The sequence below is a fragment of the Mesorhizobium sp. M0862 genome (assembly GCF_040319795.1).
GTDB lineage: Bacteria > Pseudomonadota > Alphaproteobacteria > Rhizobiales > Rhizobiaceae > Mesorhizobium.
In genome coordinates, this window is record NZ_JAMYOJ010000018.1 from 16,599 (window position 1) to 35,898 (window position 19,300).

17 protein-coding genes are annotated in these 19,300 nt (G+C 63.7%); 4 read left to right on the forward strand and 13 right to left on the reverse strand.

Annotation, left to right across the window (positions count from 1 at the left end; translation table 11 throughout):
* Window positions 1–168 precede the first annotated feature (168 nt).
* On the reverse strand, window positions 169–810 hold the full coding sequence (locus tag NKI15_RS23685; protein WP_023733062.1) for an LbetaH domain-containing protein: 642 nt from the start codon (window positions 808–810) through the stop codon (window positions 169–171).
* A 60-nt stretch (window positions 811–870) separates the two neighbouring features.
* On the reverse strand, window positions 871–1,389 hold the full coding sequence (locus NKI15_RS23690) for a CreA family protein (RefSeq protein WP_023753104.1): 519 nt from the start codon (window positions 1,387–1,389) through the stop codon (window positions 871–873).
* A gap of 182 nt (window positions 1,390–1,571) precedes the next feature.
* Between NKI15_RS23690 and NKI15_RS23695 the strand changes: the two genes are divergently transcribed.
* From NKI15_RS23695 to NKI15_RS23705, 3 genes are all read left to right on the forward strand, one after another.
* A complete protein-coding gene (locus NKI15_RS23695) occupies window positions 1,572–2,147 on the forward strand; it encodes an SCO family protein (protein ID WP_023697009.1) in 576 nt (191 codons plus the stop codon).
* 82 nt (window positions 2,148–2,229) lie between these two features.
* Entirely contained in the window at window positions 2,230–3,102 is an 873-nt protein-coding gene (locus tag NKI15_RS23700) for a 50S ribosomal protein L11 methyltransferase (protein ID WP_023733063.1), read from the forward strand.
* 105 nt (window positions 3,103–3,207) lie between these two features.
* Complete coding sequence (locus NKI15_RS23705) at window positions 3,208–5,052, forward strand: aminopeptidase P family protein (RefSeq protein ID WP_023753103.1); 1,845 nt, start codon at window positions 3,208–3,210, stop codon at window positions 5,050–5,052.
* Window positions 5,053–5,207: 155 nt separating this feature from the next.
* Here the strand turns inward: NKI15_RS23705 and NKI15_RS23710 are convergent, their stop codons facing one another.
* Both NKI15_RS23710 and NKI15_RS23715 read right to left on the reverse strand, forming a co-directional pair.
* On the reverse strand, window positions 5,208–5,504 hold the full coding sequence (locus tag NKI15_RS23710; protein ID WP_023753050.1) for an AzlD family protein: 297 nt from the start codon (window positions 5,502–5,504) through the stop codon (window positions 5,208–5,210).
* On the reverse strand, window positions 5,501–6,229 hold the full coding sequence (locus tag NKI15_RS23715; RefSeq protein WP_023753051.1) for an AzlC family ABC transporter permease: 729 nt from the start codon (window positions 6,227–6,229) through the stop codon (window positions 5,501–5,503). Before NKI15_RS23715 ends, NKI15_RS23710 begins: the two co-directional genes overlap by 4 nt.
* A 116-nt stretch (window positions 6,230–6,345) precedes the next feature.
* On the opposite strand from NKI15_RS23715, the gene NKI15_RS23720 reads away from it, so the two are divergent.
* Window positions 6,346–7,104 (forward strand): SDR family NAD(P)-dependent oxidoreductase, encoded by a 759-nt coding sequence (locus NKI15_RS23720; protein ID WP_023682129.1) that lies wholly within the window; start codon window positions 6,346–6,348, stop codon window positions 7,102–7,104.
* A 22-nt stretch (window positions 7,105–7,126) separates the two neighbouring features.
* On the opposite strand, the gene NKI15_RS23725 is transcribed toward NKI15_RS23720, so the two are convergent.
* The 9 genes from NKI15_RS23725 to NKI15_RS23765 all read right to left on the reverse strand — a co-directional run bounded on the left by NKI15_RS23725 (window position 7,127) and on the right by NKI15_RS23765 (window position 19,262).
* On the reverse strand, window positions 7,127–7,819 hold the full coding sequence (locus NKI15_RS23725) for a DUF2461 domain-containing protein (protein ID WP_023753052.1): 693 nt from the start codon (window positions 7,817–7,819) through the stop codon (window positions 7,127–7,129).
* The gene (ligA, locus tag NKI15_RS23730) at window positions 7,819–10,023 is read right to left on the reverse strand and encodes an NAD-dependent DNA ligase LigA (protein ID WP_023707725.1); all 2,205 of its coding nucleotides are present in this window, start codon (window positions 10,021–10,023) and stop codon (window positions 7,819–7,821) included. The genes NKI15_RS23725 and ligA overlap by 1 nt, the downstream gene beginning before the upstream one ends.
* Window positions 10,024–10,134: 111 nt before the next feature.
* The gene (recN, locus tag NKI15_RS23735) at window positions 10,135–11,808 is read right to left on the reverse strand and encodes a DNA repair protein RecN (protein WP_023682132.1); all 1,674 of its coding nucleotides are present in this window, start codon (window positions 11,806–11,808) and stop codon (window positions 10,135–10,137) included.
* Between the two features lie 218 nt (window positions 11,809–12,026).
* Window positions 12,027–12,896 (reverse strand): outer membrane protein assembly factor BamD, encoded by an 870-nt coding sequence (locus tag NKI15_RS23740; protein ID WP_023668284.1) that lies wholly within the window; start codon window positions 12,894–12,896, stop codon window positions 12,027–12,029.
* A 262-nt stretch (window positions 12,897–13,158) separates the two neighbouring features.
* Window positions 13,159–14,106, reverse strand: a complete 948-nt coding sequence (lpxC, locus tag NKI15_RS23745; RefSeq protein WP_023668283.1) for a UDP-3-O-acyl-N-acetylglucosamine deacetylase — start codon at window positions 14,104–14,106, stop codon at window positions 13,159–13,161.
* Between the two features lie 271 nt (window positions 14,107–14,377).
* Complete coding sequence (gene ftsZ / locus NKI15_RS23750) at window positions 14,378–16,036, reverse strand: cell division protein FtsZ (RefSeq protein WP_023705548.1); 1,659 nt, start codon at window positions 16,034–16,036, stop codon at window positions 14,378–14,380.
* Window positions 16,037–16,102: 66 nt separating this feature from the next.
* On the reverse strand, window positions 16,103–17,410 hold the full coding sequence (ftsA, locus tag NKI15_RS23755) for a cell division protein FtsA (protein ID WP_023688034.1): 1,308 nt from the start codon (window positions 17,408–17,410) through the stop codon (window positions 16,103–16,105).
* Window positions 17,407–18,348, reverse strand: a complete 942-nt coding sequence (locus tag NKI15_RS23760) for a cell division protein FtsQ/DivIB (protein ID WP_352515157.1) — start codon at window positions 18,346–18,348, stop codon at window positions 17,407–17,409. The genes ftsA and NKI15_RS23760 overlap by 4 nt, the downstream gene beginning before the upstream one ends.
* Entirely contained in the window at window positions 18,336–19,262 is a 927-nt protein-coding gene (locus NKI15_RS23765; RefSeq protein ID WP_023668279.1) for a D-alanine--D-alanine ligase, read from the reverse strand. The genes NKI15_RS23760 and NKI15_RS23765 overlap by 13 nt, the downstream gene beginning before the upstream one ends.
* Window positions 19,263–19,300 lie beyond the last annotated feature (38 nt).

Sequence of the window (19,300 nt, forward strand, 5' to 3'; positions counted from 1 at the left end):
CGGCGGATTTGTCTCCAAGCCCCTTCCGCTGCGCCACCCCCGCATGGCGGAAGGGGTCCGTTGCGTTGCCGCAGACCGGCGGAACTCTTCCCGACACGTGCCGTTCAGAATGTCGGCGCCAGGATTTCGGCCAGCCAGTCGATGAAACCGCGCACGCGCGGCGAGCTCTCAGGAATGCTCTTGCTCCCAACGATCGAGGAAATCCTCAATCGGCAAGGCCTGCATGTCGGGAACCGCTTTGGCGAGTTTCTCCGGCGGCCAGTCCCACCAGGCAAGGCTTTCGATCCGCGCCGCGATCTCGGAGGGAAAGCGCATGCGCAACGGCTTCGCCGGTACGCCGGCGACGATTGTGTAGGCCGGCACATCCCGCGTCACCACCGAATTGGCGCCGATGATGGCGCCATTGCCGATGCTGATCTCGGGCATGATGACGGCGCCATGGCCGATCCAGACATCATTGCCGATGCCGACCGCCTTGGCCTGCCGCCGCGCGCGGAACGCCGCGTCGACGCCCAGCCAGCGGAAATACTCGTTCGGCCGGTAGCTGAGCTTGTGCTGCGTGATCCGCTCGATCGGATGCTCCAAGGCATTGATGCGGCTGTTGGCGGCGATCGAGCAGAATTTTCCGATCGTCGTGTAGATCGCCTCGGCGTGGCGCTCGAAATAGGAGAAATCGCCGACATTGACCTCGCGCAGCACCACCCGTTCGCCGATCGAGGCATAGCGGCCAAGCTTGCACGCTTTCAGCTCCGCGGTCGAATGGATGCGCGGCTCGGGATCTTTCAGGACGAGGTTTTCGGTACGGTCCATCTGGCGGATTTACCCCCGCGCAATTGCGGAAGCAATTGTCGCGTTGCGCCCGGAGGATCGTTATTTCGGCTTGCCGCCGGTCCACACCACGTTCTGGCCGAACAGCGGCACGGTCGTCACCGACATTTTCGCCGAGCCGTCCTGCACTTGGCGCGAATGCGAGAGATAGATCAGCGTCTCGTTCTTCTTGTCGTAGATGCGGTTCACCACCTGCTTCTTCCAGATCAGGCTGATGCCTTGCTTGAACACCTCTTCGCCGCCCTCGCTCATGTCGATGTCGCCGATGGTGATCGGCCCGGTCTGGCGGCAGGAGATCGAGGAATCAGACGGATCCTCGAACCAGTTGCCCTTGTGCAGCCGGTCGATGACGCTGCGGTCGAAATAGGAGACATGGCAGGTCACGCCGTCGATCTTGGGATCCTTGATCGCCTCGACGATGATGTCGTTGCCGACCCAATCGACGCCGACCTTGCCGACTTCCTCTGCCGCTGCGGCACCGGCGCCAAGGGCAATGCATGCGGCCAGCGCGCCGCCGATCAGTTTCTGCCCAATCCGTCTCTGCCCAGTCCGTCTTTGCAAGGGAGCCTCCTCAGGTTCAGTTTGCCGGTCTCAGGTGGGATAAGGGCCAGCTGTTTGCAAGGTAGCGCCCAGCCCGGTTGCGGCAACGCGGCATCTTTGCCTTGCCCCCTGCGACCGGCTAAGACTGCCGGCAGAGAGGCGCCGATCCGGCGCTCGATGATTTCTGCTACGGACAATTCCTGATGATGCGTTCAATTCTGGTCGGCATTCTCGTTCTGATGGCGGCGGGCATCGGCTGGCTCACCTTTGACTTCTATCGCGGCCACTATGGTGGCGAACCGTATGGCGCGCCATTCACGCTGGTCGACCAGAAAGGCGCGCCAATCACCGAAGCCGCCTTCCGGGGAAAACCCAGCATCGTCTTCTTCGGCTTCACCCATTGCCCGGAAGTCTGCCCGACCACTTTGTTCGAAATGGCCGGCTGGCTGAAGACGCTGGGCGACGACGGCAAGAACCTCAACGCCTACTTCGTTACCGTCGATCCAGAGCGCGACACGCCGCCTGTGATGAACACTTACGTCAGCAATTTCTCCGACCGCATCGTCGGCATATCGGGCGATCCCGACAAGGTGCACGCCATGGCGAAGTCCTTCAACATCTACTGGAAGAAGGTCGACACCGGCGACGGCGATTATACGATGGATCACACCGCCTCGGCGCTGCTGCTCAATGCCAAGGGCGAGTTTTCGGGCACCATCGCCTATGGCGAAAGCGCCGATACCGCGATTGCCAAGCTGAAGCGGCTGGCAGCAGGCTAGGCATGATCCCTAAATGTGGAATCCGGTTTTCTCGGACAGAAAAGTGTTGTCCAGAGATCATGCTCAAGCAAGAGACCAACTGATGGGTCAGACCAGGCTCCACTTCATCGCTGGGAAGATCGAGGCCGACCGCATCTTTGCCGCGCTCGAGCCGGCTTTCGAGGATGAAGGCCTGCCGATCGCCGTGCTCGAAGTCGATGAAGACCGCGACATCTATGAGGTTTCGCTCTACACCGACGGCAATGTCGACGCGGTTGAGGCGCGGCTAAAAGACAGCCTTGTGGGACTGTCCCTGTCGAAGCCGATCGAGCGCGAGGTTTTGCCCGACATCGACTGGGTGGCGCGCTCGCTGGAGGGACTGAAGCCGGTGCGCGCCGGACGTTTCTTCGTCCATGGCGCGCATGACCGCCGGAAGCGCCACAGCGGCGAACTCGCCATCGAGATCGAGGCCGGCCTTGCCTTCGGCACCGGCCATCACGGCACCACGGCCGGCTGCCTCGAAATGCTGGAACGGGTCGTGCGCCGCGAACGTCCCAGGAATGCCCTCGACCTCGGCACCGGCAGCGCGGTGCTGGCAATCGCCGTCGCCAAACTGGCGCATATTCCGGTGCTGGCGACCGACATCGATCCGATCGCCGTCAGGGTCGCCGCCGCCAATGCCCGCCTCAACCACGTCAAGGCGCTGGTTGAAACGGTGACGGCGCCCGGCTTCCACCACCCGATCTTCGGCAAGCGCGCGCCTTTCGACCTCATCGTCGCCAACATATTGGCGCGGCCGCTGATGCGGCTGGCGCCTGAGATGGCCAGGCACATCAGCCTCGGCGGCTCGATCGTGTTGTCCGGCATCCTCGAGCGCCAATGCAATGCGGTGATCTCGGCCTATGTCGGCCAGAATTTCCGGCATGTCAGGACCTTGCATCGCGAAGGCTGGGTGACGATCCACCTGAAGCACTGAGACGCAACGCGCTTTGGACCAATCCGAGCCTGTTGCGATTGGCGAAAATCGATTCCGGTTTTCCGGGTCATGCGCTACGGTCGCGCCCGATACAGGAGGCATACCATGTTCCAGACCTTCGATTCCGCAGGCGACCCCAGCGTCGGCAAGCCGCGCGTGACGTTGCTGCGGCGATGGCTGGCGGATAATGGCCTCGACGGTTTCCTGGTGCCGCGCGCCGACGAGCACCAGGGCGAGTATGTCGCCGATCGCTCGGCGCGGCTGAAATGGTTGACCGGCTTCAGCGGCTCGGCGGGCGTAGCACTTGTGCAGCGTGACCGCGCCTTCATGTTCGTCGATGGCCGCTATACCTTGCAAGTGCGCCACGAGGTCGATCTCGACATTTTTGCGATCGAGAGTCTCGTCGACAACCCGCCGGCCTCCTGGATCAAGGACAATCTCGGCAAGGGCGCCAGGCTTGGCTTCGACCCGTGGCTGCACACGATCGCTGAGGTCAAGGCGCTGAAAACCTCGGCCGAGCAATCCGGCGCGACGCTGGTGCCGCTCGACAGGAACCCGATCGACATCATCTGGAAGGATCAGCCGGCGCCGCCCGTGGCGCCGGTCGAAATCCACCCGATCGGCTTTGCCGGGGAACTCGCCAAGGACAAGCTGGCGCGGCTGGTGGCGGCAATCGGCAAGGAGGGCGCGACGCACGCCGTGCTCACCGACCCCTCCTCGATCGCCTGGGCCTTCAACATCCGTGGCGGTGACGTGCCGCACACGCCGCTGGCGCTCGGCTTCGCGATCCCTGCCGCCGACGGCAAGCACCAGCTGTTCATGGACCAGCGCAAGTTTTCGCGCACGGTCGCCGCCTATCTCACCCAACTCGCCGATCTGCACGAGCCCGGCGAATTCGAGGCGGCGGTCGTTACCCTTGCCAAGGGCGGCGCCAAGATCGCGCTCGACCCGGTGCTGGCGGCGGAGAAGCTGAGAATGCTGGTCGAGGACAATGGCGGCGCATTTGTTTCAGCGGCCGATCCCGCCCGCATTCCGCGCGCCACCAAGAACCAGGCGGAAATCGCCGGCAGCCGCGCCGCGCACCGCCGAGACGGGGCGGCCGTGGCGAAACTGCTGTGCTGGCTGGAACGGCAAAAGCCGGGCACGCTCGACGAAATAACCGTTGTCACCAAGTTGGAGGAGGTGCGCCGGCAGACCGGCGAGGAAACGCAGATGCCGCTGCGCGACGTCTCCTTCGACACCATTTCAGGCAGCGGTCCGAACGGCGCCATCATGCACTACCGCGTGTCGCGCGCCACCAACCGCGAGCTGGCAAAGGGCGAGCTGTTCCTGCTCGATTCCGGCGCCCAGTATCAGGACGGCACCACCGATATCACCCGCACGGTGCCGATCGGCCAGCCGACCGAGGAGATGCGCGAGCGCTTCACACTGGTGCTGAAAGGTATGATCGGCATTTCCACGCTGCGCTTTCCCGCCGGCACGCGCGGCTCGGAAATCGACGCGGTGGCGCGCATGGCGCTGTGGAAGCATGGCTGCGACTTTGCCCACGGCACCGGCCATGGCGTCGGCTCCTATCTGGCGGTGCACGAAGGGCCGCAGCGCATCGCCCGCACCGGCACCGAAAAGCTGCTGGCCGGCATGATGCTGTCCAACGAGCCCGGCTATTACAAGGAAGGCTCCTACGGCATCCGCATCGAGAACCTGATCCTGGTGACACCGGCTGAACAGGTGGAGGGCGGCGACATCGCCATGCACGGTTTCGAGACGCTGACGCTGGCGCCGATCGATATCAGGCTGATCCGCACCGACCTGTTGACGCGCGAGGAGTTGCACTGGCTGGATACTTACCATGCCTGGGTGCTGGCCGAGATCGGCCCGATGCTCGACGGCGAGACGCTGGCTTGGCTGGAGAAAGCGACAGCGCCGCTGCCGCACGACGCCAAGATCTGAAATGAGCTTCTTTCTCCCCGTCACTATACGGGGAGGTGAGGAGCGGTCCGCGAAGCGGACGAAAAGCCAATTGCTTGGCTTTTCGAGTGACGAACGCCCGCCAGGGCAATGAGCGGCGGCGCCGACAGTTCGAAACTGTTCCGCGCGCAGGCGCCCTATGCCACAAACTGCCGCGCGAGGACCAGCACCACCGCCCCGGCCAGAAACATCGCCATCAGGCCGCCGCGCAGCGAGACCACAGCGGCGACGACCAGCGCCGCCCATTCCGCCGGTCCGGCGCTAAGTGCGGCGGGCGCCACCAGCGTCGTCAACACTGCGGCCGGCACGGCATTCAAACCCGCCTCGACGCGTGGATGGATGTGGTCGAAGCGCGAGATCACCAGATGGCCGCCGACGCGGGTGAAATAGGTGGCGATCGCGCCGGCAATGATGATCCACAAGGTCGCGCTCATCGTTTTGCCTCCACACCGCTATGGTGCGGCGGCAGGATGACGGCCAGAAGCACGCCTGCAATGGCGCCGATGGAGACGTGCCATGGCGATCCCACAGTTTTGTAGGCAATGATCGACGCCGCGGCGCTGGCGATCACCACCGGCAGCCACAGTGGCCGGTTGCGAAAGCCCATGACCAGCCCGAGGAAATAGATCGGCAGCAGGAAGTCGATGCCGAGCGCATGCGTGTCCGGGATCAGCTTGCCGAACACCGCGCCCAGCGCGCTCTCGATCCCCCAGAACACATAGACCGGCAGGCCAAGCCCCATGTACCAGGCAAAGCCAACGGTCTCGCCGGCTTCGGCCTTACGCTCGGCCACCGCGAATTGCGGATCGGTGAGCACGAAATAGCCCAGCGCTTGGCTGATAACCGGCCAGTGCGCGATTCGCCGGCCGATGCTGGCGGAGTAAAGCACGTGACGGAAGTTTACGGCGAAGATCGACAGCACGATCAGCCATGGCGCGACATGCTGGCCGAACAATTCGATGCCGACCATCTGGCTGGCGCCGCCGAAGATCAGCGCGCTCATCAAGAAAGCTTCGAGAACGGAAAAGCCGTTGTCGAAGGCGATGGCGCCGAACAGCAGCCCAAATGGCGCCGCGGCGACAACCACCGGCATCGACAGCCGCACGCCGTCCCAGAAGTCGCTGGCCACGGAATTTTCGCTTAAGGTCTCTGCCGACATGTCACATTCCCATCTCGCGCTGCTATGTAGGAGCCGGCGTTTGAAAAGTCAGACGAATTCGCTTGAGCCAACAAATCAGCGAAACTGATGTTGTAAAAACAAATGAGGGGGTTCGGATGATCGCTTATGACTTCACCGGCAGGCACGCGGTCGTCACCGGCGCCGGTGGCGGTATGGGCGAGGCGATCTCGCTGGCGCTGCTCGATGCCGGCGCCTCGGTCACCGCCATCGACGTCAAGCCGCGTCCGGCGTCGCTTGCCGCCTATGACGACCGGCTCACCTTTGCCCAGGGCGACCTCACCGACGCCGCCTTCGTCGAGCAGACCATCAATGCCGCGGGCCGCGAGCGCGGCGGCATCGATTATCTCGCCAATGTCGCAGGCGTGCTCTGGTTCGGTCGCGACAAATCGGCCCTCGAGATGGACCTCGATGTCTGGGATCAGGTCTTCAACATCAATCTGAAATCCTTCGTCCACACCGCGCGGGCGGTGGTTCCGCATATGCGGGCCGGCGGACGCGGCGGCGCCATGGTGCACTTCTCCACCATCCAGTGGTATCGCGGCGATCCGACCCCGCAGGATGCCTACCAGGCGTCGAAGGCCGGCGTCTGTGCGCTGTCGAAGTCGCTCGCCATGCAGTTGGCGGGCGATGGCATCCGCTCCAATTCGATCTGCCCGGGAATGGCGTTGACGCCGCTGCAGGCGCGCTGGGACACCGAAGAGAAACGCGCGGCCGTTGCCAATTATGCGCCGCTCGGCCGCATCGGCACGCCGCAGGACATGGCCAATGCCGCGCTATTCCTGCTTTCCGATGCGGCAAGCTACATCACCGGCATCGAACTGGCAGTCGACGGCGGTCTTTTGATGCGGATGTAGCCGTGCAGTGCGCCGGGCTGATTTAGCTCCGCGGTGCCGTGCCCTGGATCGCCCTGCCCCAGTCGAGCAACGGCTTAGCGCGCAATGTGAAATCGACAAGCTCGTCGACCAGCGCTGGCGCGTGGATGCCGGCCGGATCGATCATGTGCTGGACATAGAAGTGCCGGTTGCGGATGGCGTCGACAAGATCGGGTTCGTTGACCTGCTCGAATCCGCGCGGCGTGCGCTTCAACCGACCCTCGGTTTCGAGTTCGAAGCCGTTTTTCTTCAGCGTTGAAAGCAGTTTTCGGAACTCGGCTGGCCGGGCGATAATCGCCTTGCGCATCGCCAGCAGCAGGGGCGGCTCCGGGTTCCACCAGGCAACGTCGGCAAAGCAGCGGTCGATCCCGACATAGACGAAGAACACGCCCTGCTCCATCTTGGTGCCATCCGGCGACAGCATGGCCGACAAATGCTGGTTGTAGGGCCGCTTGTCCTTGGCGAAGCGCACGTCGCGGTTGATGCGAAACAGTGACTTCTTGCGGTCTCCGCGCAAGCCCAGACCCGCCGCCGCGAAGCGCTCCGTCAGCGTCTCGACCAGATCGCAGAACGGCTCATGCAACTCGCTGTCGTAAAGCGCGCGGTTTTCCTGGAACCATTCGCGGCTCTGGTGGAAGTCGAGCGCCTTGAGGAACGGGATGGCTTTTTGCCCGAACCCTTTGAACGAACCGGCCATCACGCCTTGCCGACCCGTTGCAGCCAGGTGTCCTCGTCGATGACTTCGACGCCGAGTTCACTGGCCTGCTTCAGTTTGGAGCCGGCACCCGGCCCGGCCACCAGCAGATCGGTCTTCGCCGACACCGAACCCGCCACCTTGGCGCCGAGCCGTTCGGCCATCGCCTTGGCTTCGGAGCGTGTCATCTTTTCCAGCGTGCCGGTGAAGACGATGGTCTTGCCGGCAACCTCGCTGTCGGTCGACACGGTGACGACATACGGCTTCGGCTTGACCTGTTCGAGCAGTCTGTCGAGCACGTCGTCATTGCGTTCATTGCCGAAGAAATCGCGCAACGCATCGATCACTGTATCGCCAATGCCGTTGATGGAGGGGAAGACGCTGTGCGGATCCTCAGCCGCCGCCGTTTCCTTGCCGACGCGGATCAGCTCCTCGATGGTCGAAAACGTCCGGGCAAGCACGGCCGCCGTCGTTTCGCCGATATGGCGGATGCCGAGTGCGAAGATGAAGCGGTCGAGCTCCGGCTCGCGGCGCGAATCGATGGCCGCGAACAGCTTGTCGAGGCCTTCATAATTGCGGTCCTCGACACCGCGCACATTCTTGCGCGCCTTGCCCGATGCCGCCTCGCGCAGCCTGGCCTGCTCCTCGCGCCGCTCGGCCAGCGCCCTGGTGACGGCCGGGCGGCGATCCCTGAGGGTGAAGATATCAGCGGCGGTCTTGACCAGTCCCGAATTGAAGAACAGGTCGATATTCTCGGCGCCCAGCCCCTCGATGTCGAGCGCGCCGCGCGACACGAAATGACGCAGCCGCTCCACAGCCTGGGCGGCGCAGATCAGCTCGCCGGTGCAGCGCCGGCGCGAATCCTCCTTGCCGGTCTTCTCGTTGATTTCGCGCGTCGCCGGCGAGCCGCAGACCGGACAAATGTGCGGGAATTCGTAAGGCACCGCATCAGCCGGCCGCTTGTCGACGACGACGCTGACGATCTGCGGAATGACATCGCCCGCCCGTTGTATGACAACCGTGTCACCGATGCGGACATCGATGCCGTCGCGAATCGGCAGGCCGTTGCTGTCGAAGCCCTTGATGTAGTCCTCATTGTGCAGCGTGACGTTTTCGACCACCACGCCGCCAACCGTGACCGGCGCCAGCCGCGCCACCGGCGCCAGCGTGCCGGTACGGCCGACCTGGATGTCGATCTTCTGCACCGTCGTCATCGCCTGTTCGGCCGGGAATTTATGCGCAACCGCCCAGCGCGGCTCGCCGGTGACAAAGCCCCAGCGACGCTGCAATTCCAGCTGGTCGACCTTGTAGACGACACCGTCGATGTCGTAGCCGAGCGACGAACGCAGCTCCTCGATCTTGTGGTAGTGCGCGATCAGCTCCTCGACCGACTTCGCCCGCACCATCAGCGGGCTGACCTTGAACCCCCATTCGGCGAATTTCTGCACCGAATCATATTGGGTCGGTGCAGGATCCGCTGTCGTGTAGCCCCAGGCATAAGCAAAAAATTTAAGATTGCGGCTGGCGGTGACGGACGCATCCTTCTGTCGCAAGGAGCCCGCTGCCGTATTGCGCGGATTGACATAGTCCTGGCCGCCCACCGCCGCCGAGCGGGCCTTCAGTGCCTCGAATTCCGCATAGGTCATGTAGACTTCGCCGCGGATCTCGATGGTCTCGGGCCAGCCCGATCCTTTGAGCTTGGCTGGGATGTCGGCGATGGTCCTGAGATTGGCGGTGATGTCTTCGCCGACAGCGCCGTCGCCGCGCGTAGCACCCTGCACGAACACACCGCGTTCATAGCGCAGCGACGCCGACAGGCCGTCGATCTTCGGCTCGGCCGTAAACGCGATGTCGAGGTCCTTGTCGCGGTCGAAGAAGCGCCGGCCACGCTCGATGAAATCGGTGACGTCCTCGTCTGTGTAGGCCTTGGCGAGGCTGAGCATCGGCACCGCATGGCGCACCTTGGCAAAGCCTTCCGCCGGCGCGGCGCCGACCCGCAGCGAGGGCGAATCCTCGCGCACCAGACCGGGAAAGCGCTCCTCGATGGCAAGATTGCGCCGCCGCAGCGCGTCATATTCTGCGTCCGTAATCGTCGGCGCGTCCTCGGCATGATAGCGCCGGTCATGACCGGCGATCTCCTCGGCCAGCCGCTGGAGCTCATCCGCGGCTTCGCTTTCGCTCAACGATTCGACTGGTTTTTCAGACATGCAGCGGTCCCTGGACAGTGGCGAGGCACCATAAATCAGGATTTCGGAAAAAGCATTCCTGAACAGCGGGATGGAGCCATATCCTGACTCAGTCCGAAAGCCTTGCGACGACTACGCTGCAGCAATATTCTCGCGTAGCAGCCGTTCGGCGGCTGCGCGCGCCTCTTCGGTGATGGTGGCGCCGGCCAGCATGCGCGCGATCTCTTCCTGGCGCGCCGCCCGGTCCATCTCGGCAATGCCGGTGGCGACCTTGTCCGAGCCGCCGGATTTGGAGATCAGGAAATGCGTTGCCGCGCGTGCCGCCACTTGCGGAGCATGCGTGACCGACAGCACCTGCACGCGCTTCGACAGCCTGGCCAGCCTTTGGCCGATCGCATCGGCCACGGCGCCGCCGACGCCGGTGTCGATCTCGTCGAAGACCAATGTCGGCGCCGAGCCACGGTCGGCCAGCGCCACCTTGAGCGCCAGCAGGAAGCGCGACAGCTCGCCGCCGGAAGCGACCTTCATCATCGGCCCAGGCCTGGTGCCGGGATTGGTGCGCACCCAGAACTCGACCTGGTCGATGCCTTCTTCCATGCGGTTCTCGCCATCGCTGGCCAGTTCGACGATGAACTCAGCCCGTTCCAGTTTCAGCGCCGGCAATTCGGCCATCACAGCCTTGGTCAGGCCGACCGCGGCCGCATGGCGAAGCGAGGACAGCTGGGCTGCGGAAATATCGTAGGCTTCGCGCGCCGCTGAGGCCTGCTTTTCCAAGAGATGCAGGCGCCCCTCGCCGGCATCAAGATCGGCGAGATCGGCGGACATGGTGTCGCGCAGTTGCGCCAGATCGTCGACGGCCACACTGTGCTTACGTGAGGCCGCACGCAGCGAAAACAGCCGCTCCTCCGCCTTCTCCAGCCGCTGCGGGTCGTATTCGGTAGCGCGCAGTGCCGCCTCGACGCCCGATTGCGCTGCATCCAGCGACAGCATCGCCTCATCCAGCGACTTCACCACATCCTCGAGCAGGCCCGGCGCTTCGCTGGCCTTGCGCTGCAGGCGCCGGAGCAAACTGGCCAGTTGCGGCAGTGGCGAGGACGGGCCTGACAGCACATCCTGCGCATCGTGTATTTCCGAGGCGATCTTTTCGGCCCGCATCATCGTGGCGCGCAATTCGGCCAGTTGCGTCTCTTCGCCGGGCTGCGGATCGAGCTTTGCCAGTTCCGCCACCGAGGCCCTGAGATAATCGGCCTCGCGCGCCGCTGCCTCGACCTTGGCGCGGTGCCTGACGAACTCCTGCTCGGCGCCACGCCAGTAGCGCCACGCCTCGCCGGTCGCGCGGGCAGCGCCCAGATGGCCGCCAAAACTGTCCAGCAATTCGCGATGGGCGCCGGGATCGACCAGAGCCCGCTCGTCATGCTGGCCGTGGATCTCGACCAGCGCGTGGCCGATGTCGCGCATCAGGGTGACGCTGGACGGCTGGTCGTTGACGAAGACACGGGTGCGGCCATCCGCGGTCTGCAGCCGGCGCAGGATGATGTCGCCGTCATCCTCGATGGCGTTTTCGGCCAGCAGCGCGCGCACCGGGTGGTTGCGCGGCACATCGAAGACGGCAATGACCTGGCCCTGTGCCGCGCCGTGGCGCACCAGCGAGGCGTCGCCGCGCGCGCCAAGCGCCAGCGACAGCGCGTCGAGAAGGATGGATTTGCCGGCGCCGGTTTCACCGGTCAGCACGGAAAGGCCGGGCTGGAAGTCGATATCCAGCTTCTCGATCAGGACGATATCGCGGATCGACAGTCTGGAAAGCATCAGAACCCGGACCTCAAGCAATTCCGGGAAAAGTGCGTAGCGGCTTTCCGTCCGGAATTGCGTAGAACAAAAAGTTAGGACGGTTCAGCGCCTCAATCAAACCACTGAACCGCTGTGAAGCGGCATGCGACCGATGGAGTCGCAGCGCCGCACTATCTTTTTGTTTGAGCGTCGGATCAATCCGAAAAGCGCGTTCCGCCTCAGTCGATGCTCGGGCGTCAGGCGCCGGTGATCAGCTTGCCGGCCTTGGATATCCACGATCCGGCATTCTCGCGCGGCTCAAGCCCGTTGCTCTGCAACAGCTTGTAGGTATCCTTGTACCATTGGCTGTCGGGATAATTGGTGCCGAGCACAGCAGCGGCGGTTTGCGCTTCCGAGGTCAAGCCCATGGCGTAATAGCTTTCGGCCAGACGCGCCAGCGCCTCTTCGACATGGCGGGTGTTGGAATAGTTCTCGACAACGTTGCGGAAGCGCTTGACGGCAGCAATGTATTCGCGCCGCTCGAGATAATAGCGGCCGATCTGCATCTCTTTGCCGGCCAGCTGGTCGTTGGCGAAACGGATCTTTTCCTTGGCGTCGTCGACATATTCCGACGTCGGCCAGCGCGTCACCAGATCCTGCATCGTCTGCACGGTCTGGCGTGCTTCCTTCTGATCCTGGGTGACGTCCTTGATCTGCTTGTAGTAGCTCAGCCCGATAATATACTGGGCGTAAGCCGCGTCGTCGGTCGACGGATAGAGCGTGAGATAGCGCTTGGCCGAGCCGATCGCTTCGTCATAACGGCCGGCGCGATAGTCGGCGAAGGCGCCCATCACCATCGATTTGCGGGCGAATTCCGAATAGGGGTGCTGGCGGTCGACGGCGTCGAACTTCTTGCTCGCCTCATCCAGGCGGCCGGCATTGAGATTGGCAAGGCCTTGATTGTAAAGGACGTCGGCCGGTTCGGTCTGGTCGACATAGGTCGACAGGTCGACGTCTTTCTCGGACGACATGCAGGCCGAGAGGAAGAGCGATGGCACAACCACCGAAAGCGCCAGGAAAACAGCCCGATACGGCGCTTTCGATTGACCAACTCGCTTGAAGAACATGATTGGATTGCGCCCTTTCGGCGTTAGTTCAATGCCTTTCGCATGGCGTTCCCTCAAAACTGATCCCCACTTTTGAGCGACATGCGCCTAACAGACGGCAGCAGCCATAAACCATAACTGCCTTGCCCAGCAACGCTATGTCTAGCCAATCGCACATTTTTGTGGCGGCTTGGTGTTGCCCGGAAAGCTATGCACTTTCACCGCCGGTGATGCATCCGTGCAACACCGGCCAGCGTTCAGAAAGCCAGAAATACGTTAAGAATCAGATCACCCAAGGTGCAAAGACAGGGCCGGTGACGGCGCTCATCTCGGCGGTGCGGCCGCGCTCGCGGCGCGTGGTCTCGACGACCTCGAAGGCCGAACGGTCGGACAGAAGTCGCCGCAAAGCAGCCGCATTCATCCGGTGACCGCCGCGATAGGAGCGGAAACAACCGATGAAACGGGCGCCGGCCAGCGCCAGGTCGCCCATGGCGTCCATCGTCTTGTGGCGAGCGAACTCATTGGGATAGCGCAGGCCACCCATGTTGATCACCCGGTTGTCGTCGCCGATCACCAGCGAGTTCTCCAGCGAGGAGCCCAGCGCATAGCCGGCCGCCCACAGCCGCTCGACATCCTTCATGAAGCCGAAGGTGCGGGCGCGCGCGATATCCTGGCGAAAGATGTCGGGGTTGATGTCGGAGGCGAATAGCTGGCGGCCGATCGCCGGGCTTTCGAAATCGATCTCGACCTCGAAGCGCGTGCCGCTATAGGGCCTGAACTCGGCCCAGGACGCGCCATTCTCGATGCGGACGGGCTTGACCACCCTGATGTAGCGGCGCTTGACCGCCAGCGTCTCGATGCCGGCTTGGTCGATGGCTTCCACGAACGCCACCGCACTGCCATCGAGGATCGGAACCTCATGACCGTCGATCTCGATGACGATGTTGTCGATGCCGAGCCCGAAAAGCGTCGCCATCAGATGTTCGACGGTGGCGATATGCTCGCCTGCCGGATCGCCGAGCATGGTGCAGAGATCGGTCGCGCCGACTTCAGCAACCAGCGCGCGGAACTCGCGGCTCTCGCTTCCGTTCGAAAGGTGGAAGAGCACGCCGGTGTCGGCGTCCGCAGGGAGGAAATTGACGGTGACCGGTTTGCCGCTGTGAACGCCGGTACCGGTCAGCGTTGCACGCGATTTCAGTGTCGTCTGATAGTCTTGCAAGACAAACCCCATAGCCCAAACGCCTAAGTCCGCTTTAACCCAAAAGGCGCGGCTCTTTTTTATCGGCAGGCAGGGCCACTTCCCCGAATCCCAGCACACCGAAAGTGCTGCGGCAAAGATAATGGTCTGTCAGGGAGACTCCAAATCACGGTTTCTTACTCTGTGTAACCGCGACAGACCTTGAGCGTCACATCGTAACGCCTTGTTATTAAACCACTTTAAACGTTAACAGGCAGACAATCTCTCGTCTGCCTGTTAACAAGTGTTACATACCGTTAACGGCTCAGTTGGCCTGGCGGCGCAGGAAAGCTGGTATCTCCAGCTGGTCGTCTTCCTGGGTCGACCTGGTCTGCGGCGTCAACCGGCCCTGATCGTCGAGCTGGCCGCGGCGCGGCGCGTAAAGCTGCGGATCCTGGCTGGCAAGGCGGCGCATTTCCGGCGCCGCCTGGCGCAGTTTCGGTTCGCGCGGCTGTGCCGGCTGCAACCGGGCCGGCTCTTCTTCGCGGCGCGTCAGCCCGTTGGTCAGCCGCTTGAGCAGCCCCATCGGCCCGCTGTTTTCATGGTCGGCCGGACGGCCCTTGGCTTCCACCTCGGCCCGCACCACCGGCGGAAAATCCTCCACCCGCGGCATGCGCTGCGGTGCGGCAGCCACCGGCTGCGGCATTTCCCGCATCGGCGCCGGTTGCATCACCTGCTGCACGACAGGCTGCGGCTGGGCAGGCGGGGCCTGGAAGATCTTGCTCTGCGGGCGGAAATCTTCCGCCTGGGCCATCGGCGCCGGACGAGCCATTGCCGCCGCATTGGCCTCGGCAAGCTGGATCGCCTCGGCCACCGGATCGGCCGCGCGCTGCTCATAGGTCTGCTGCTGGACCGGTGCCGGACGGCCTTCCGCCCCCGGAGCCGCTGGGCGGCTGACCGGCTTCTGCTGCGGCGGCACGGCCCGGATCGAGATCGGCGCCGCGGCGATTTCAGCTGCCGATTTGTCGATGCCGGTGGCGACCACCGAGACGCGGATGACGCCTTCGAGTTCCTCGTCGAAGGTGGCGCCGAGGATGATGTTGGCGTCCTGGTCGACTTCCTCGCGGATGCGGGTCGCGGCCTCGTCGACTTCGAACAGGGTCAGGTCGCGGCCGCCGGTGATCGAGATCAGCAGGCCCTTGGCGCCCCTCATCGAGGTCTCGTCGAGCAACGGATTGGCGATCGCCGCCTCGGCGGCGGCCATCGCGCGGCCCTCGCCCGAAGCTTCGCCGGTGCCCATCATCGCCTTGCCCATTTCGCGCATCACCGAACGCACGTCGGCGAAGTCGAGATTGATCAGGCCTTCCTTGACCATCAGGTCGGTGATGCAGGCAACACCGGAGTAGAGCACCTGGTCGGCCATGGCGAAGGCGTCGGCAAAGGTGGTCTTGTCATTGGCCAGCCGGAACAGGTTCTGGTTGGGGATGACGATCAGGGTATCGACACATTTCTGCAGCTCCTCGATGCCGAGATCCGCCGTCTTCATGCGGCGCTGGCCTTCGAAATGGAACGGCTTGGTGACGACGCCGACGGTGAGGATACCCCGTTCGCGCGCCGCGCGGGCAACCACGGGAGCCGCACCGGTTCCGGTGCCGCCACCCATACCGGCGGTGACGAAGCACATATGGGTGTTGGAGAGATGATCGATGATCTCATCGATGCACTCTTCCGCCGCCGCACGGCCCACTTCAGGCTGCGAGCCGGCGCCGAGCCCCTCGGTGACATGCGCGCCGAGCTGGATCAGCCGCTCGGCCTTCGACATGGTCAGCGCCTGTGCATCGGTGTTGGCCACGACGAACTCGACACCGCGCAAGCCCGCGGTGATCATGTTGTTGACGGCATTGCCGCCGCCGCCGCCGACACCGAATACGGTGATCCGCGGCTTGAGCTCGGTGATGTCCGGCTTTTGCAGATTGATCGTCATTGTCTCCGTCCTTTGCCTTTCCCGCCGCTTCGCCGCCGCGGCCGCCTATGGGGCTGTCCCCGTCAATTAGAAACTGTCTCTCAACCACTGACTCATGCGATGCAGTTTTCCGCCCGTCCCGGTCATCCTGAGACCGGAAATTCCTTTCGCCGGATGGCTCTCGAAGCTCGCCATCTGCGGATAGATCAGCAGCCCGACCGCCGTCGAGAAAGCCGGCCCCTTGGCAGCTTCCGGCAGGCCCGCCACGCCGAGCGGGCGTCCGATGCGCACATTGCGTCCCAGAATGCGGCGCGCCGCCTCGGGGAGACCCGCAAGCTGGCTGGCGCCGCCGGTCAGCACGACGCGTTTTCCCACGGCATTGCCGTAGCCCGACTTGTTCAGCCGGTCGCGCAACAGTTCCAGCGTCTCGTCGATGCGGGCGCGGATGACGCGCGTCATCACCGAGCGCGGGATCTGCAGCGGCATCTCGCCGTCTTCGCCGATCGGCTGGATCGAGACCAGGTCGCGATCGTCGGCACTGCCAGGCAGCGCCGAACCATGCATCACCTTCAGCCGCTCCGCGGCGTCGAGCGAGGTCGACAGGCCCTTGGCCATATCGAGCGTCACATGATTGCCGCCGATGGCAATGGCATCGGCGTGGACGAATTTGCCTTCCGAAAACACCGAGATGGTCGTCGTGCCGCCGCCCATGTCGATGCAGGCCGCACCCATTTCCAGTTCGTCGTCGACCAGGGCCGCAAGCCCGCTGGCATAGGGCGTCGCCACCATGCGCTCGACCGAAAGATGCGAGCGGTTGATGCAGAGCTCCAGATTGCGCAGCGGCGCGGCATCGCCCGTCAGCACATGCATATCGACGCCGAGTTGGTCGCCGACCATGCCGCGCGGATCGCGCACGCCGCGCTCGGCGTCCAGCGAAAAGCCGACGGGCAGCGAATGGATCACGTCGCGTTCGGCCTTGAGCGCCTGCTTGGCGCCGGCGGCAAGCACGCGCTTGATGTCGGCTTCGTCGGCCTGATGGCCACCGAGATTGATGGTGGCCGAATAGGTTTCGCTCTTCAGCCGGCCGGCCGTCATGTTGACGATCAGCGAATCCACGGTCAGTCCCGCCATGCGTTCGGCTGCGTCGACGGACAGGCGAATGGCGTGCTCCGCGCGGTCGAGATCGACGACCACGCCCGACTTCACGCCTTGCGATTTCTGGTGGCCGATGCCGATCACCTGGATGCGGTGCGAGCGGCCGCGCAACAGCTTGCCGTCCTCGCGCGGCTTCAGTTTCGCCACCACGCAGCAAACCTTGCTTGAGCCGACATCCAGCACGGTGAGCGTGCCGGAACGCCGCGAAGAGGCATCGCTGTTGCCGCCAAGCCAGCTCATATCTTCGTCCCCGACTTGCGCTTCAGATTTTGCGGCTTTTCATTGAGCGCGGCCTGGCGCTGCGTCGCCGCTTCCGGCGTCAGCTGCACCACCAGGCGATCGGAGATGCGCATGTCGACGGCGGCGATGTCCCGCGTCAGAAGCCCGTTGTCGTGGTCCATCCGAACCAGATCGGCGATCGCCTGATCCTCGCCATCCTCGGGCAGCTTGATCGTGATGCCGTTTTCCAGCTTAAGGTCCCAGCGCCGTTCGCCGATGCGGATATAGCCTTTGACCCGAGCCGCGAGCTCGGGAAATTTGTTGATCTTGGCCACGAAGTCGGGGGCCTTGGCCGGCGCGCCGGTGCCGATGATCAGCGGCAGCAGCGCCTGCTTGCCGCCGGAGAACGGCGCGATCACCGCGCCGGAGCGTTCGACGACCGAAAGCTCCGCGCCCTGCTGCCAGAGCGCGAAGGGCTCGCGCTCCTCGACACGCACTTCCAGCGTATGTGGATAGACCTTGCGCACCGCCGCCACTTCGACCCAGGGCAAGGTATCAATACGTTCACGCGCGGCCTCGGCATCGAAGCCGATCAGTGACGTCCAGCCGTCGAGCTCGAGCCGGTCCAGTATGTCGATCTCCGAAGTCTGGCGGTTGCCGACCACCTTGATCTGGTCGACGGCAAAGCCGGTCCGGGCGGTGATGCTCTGGACGATGTCGTCGGCATGACCGCCGAGAATGGCGCCATAGAGGCTGCTTGATGCAATGAGCGAAGCCGACAGGATGGCCGCGGAAAAGCGCGGCGCGACGAAGTCGCCGCCGCCCAGGCGCGCCAGCACGCGCACCGGCCGGCGCAGCACGCGCGGCAGCACGAAATGGTCGAACGACAACGGCATGCCGAACAGCGCCGGCCCGGCGCCGCCCCTGCCCTTGTCATGTCCCCATTTCAACGCAGACACGAAGCGTCCTCCACCATCCAACTCAACAATTCGCCAAACGAGTGCCCGGCCTGGGCGGCGATTTCAGGCACCAAAGACGTCGGCGTCATGCCCGGCTGAGTGTTGATCTCGAGCCAGACAATCTCGCCGTTTTCGGAGTGACGGTCGTCATAGCGGAAGTCCGATCGGGAAACGCCCCGGCAGCCGATAGCCAGATGTGCCTTGAGCGCCAGTGTCTGTATTTTTTGGTAAATATTTGATGAAATTTTAGCAGGGATTTCGTGTTTTGATCCGCCGGCGACGTATTTTGAATCATAGTCGTAGAAGGAATGGCCGGTCGGAATGATCTCGCAGACGCCGAGCGCCACGTCGCCCATGACGGCGCAGGTCAGCTCGCGCCCATGGATGTAGCGCTCGACCATGACGGTCTCGCCATATTTCCATTCGGACGAGCCGATGACCTGCGGCGGATGCGACTGCCCTTCATGCACGATGACGACGCCGAAGCTTGAGCCTTCATTGACCGGCTTGACCACGTAGGGCGGCTTCATCGGATGCTTGTTCTGGATGGCAAAGCGGCTGGCAACCTTCGATTCCGCCACCGCGATGCCGGCAGCCTTGGCGACCTTCTTGGCTTGCTCCTTGTTCATGGCGAGCGCCGAGGCGAGCACGCCCGAATGGGTGTAGGGAATGGCCAGATATTCGAGGATGCCCTGGATGGTGCCGTCTTCACCGAACGGGCCGTGCAGTGCGTTGAAGACGACATCGGGCTTGAGTTCGGTGAGCACGGCGCCGACATCGCGCGCAACATCGACGCGGGTAACCTGGTAGCCTTCATTCTCAAGCGCATCCGCACACGCCTTTCCCGAAGACAGAGACACGGGCCGCTCGGACGAGAATCCGCCCAGGAGGACAGCCACATGCTTGTTCTTCATATCCCGTCATCCCTCTCACGGCGGGCCCGCAACCACGC

What these genes read in the sequence shown, in the direction of transcription:
- NKI15_RS23700 (WP_023733063.1), top strand. Translation starts at nt 2,230, where the DNA reads ATGGGTCAGACCAGGCTCCACTTCATCGCTGGGAAGATCGAGGCCGAC.
- ftsZ (WP_023705548.1), bottom strand. Translation starts at nt 16,036, where the DNA reads ATGACGATCAATCTGCAAAAGCCGGACATCACCGAGCTCAAGCCGCGG.
- NKI15_RS23695 (WP_023697009.1), top strand. Translation starts at nt 1,572, where the DNA reads ATGATGCGTTCAATTCTGGTCGGCATTCTCGTTCTGATGGCGGCGGGC.
- NKI15_RS23765 (WP_023668279.1), bottom strand. Translation starts at nt 19,262, where the DNA reads ATGAAGAACAAGCATGTGGCTGTCCTCCTGGGCGGATTCTCGTCCGAG.
- NKI15_RS23740 (WP_023668284.1), bottom strand. Translation starts at nt 12,896, where the DNA reads ATGTTCTTCAAGCGAGTTGGTCAATCGAAAGCGCCGTATCGGGCTGTT.
- recN (WP_023682132.1), bottom strand. Translation starts at nt 11,808, where the DNA reads ATGCTTTCCAGACTGTCGATCCGCGATATCGTCCTGATCGAGAAGCTG.
- NKI15_RS23710 (WP_023753050.1), bottom strand. Translation starts at nt 5,504, where the DNA reads ATGAGCGCGACCTTGTGGATCATCATTGCCGGCGCGATCGCCACCTAT.
- NKI15_RS23725 (WP_023753052.1), bottom strand. Translation starts at nt 7,819, where the DNA reads ATGGCCGGTTCGTTCAAAGGGTTCGGGCAAAAAGCCATCCCGTTCCTC.
- NKI15_RS23715 (WP_023753051.1), bottom strand. Translation starts at nt 6,229, where the DNA reads ATGTCGGCAGAGACCTTAAGCGAAAATTCCGTGGCCAGCGACTTCTGG.
- NKI15_RS23705 (WP_023753103.1), top strand. Translation starts at nt 3,208, where the DNA reads ATGTTCCAGACCTTCGATTCCGCAGGCGACCCCAGCGTCGGCAAGCCG.
- ligA (WP_023707725.1), bottom strand. Translation starts at nt 10,023, where the DNA reads ATGTCTGAAAAACCAGTCGAATCGTTGAGCGAAAGCGAAGCCGCGGAT.
- ftsA (WP_023688034.1), bottom strand. Translation starts at nt 17,410, where the DNA reads ATGAGCTGGCTTGGCGGCAACAGCGATGCCTCTTCGCGGCGTTCCGGC.
- NKI15_RS23720 (WP_023682129.1), top strand. Translation starts at nt 6,346, where the DNA reads ATGATCGCTTATGACTTCACCGGCAGGCACGCGGTCGTCACCGGCGCC.
- NKI15_RS23685 (WP_023733062.1), bottom strand. Translation starts at nt 810, where the DNA reads ATGGACCGTACCGAAAACCTCGTCCTGAAAGATCCCGAGCCGCGCATC.
- lpxC (WP_023668283.1), bottom strand. Translation starts at nt 14,106, where the DNA reads ATGGGGTTTGTCTTGCAAGACTATCAGACGACACTGAAATCGCGTGCA.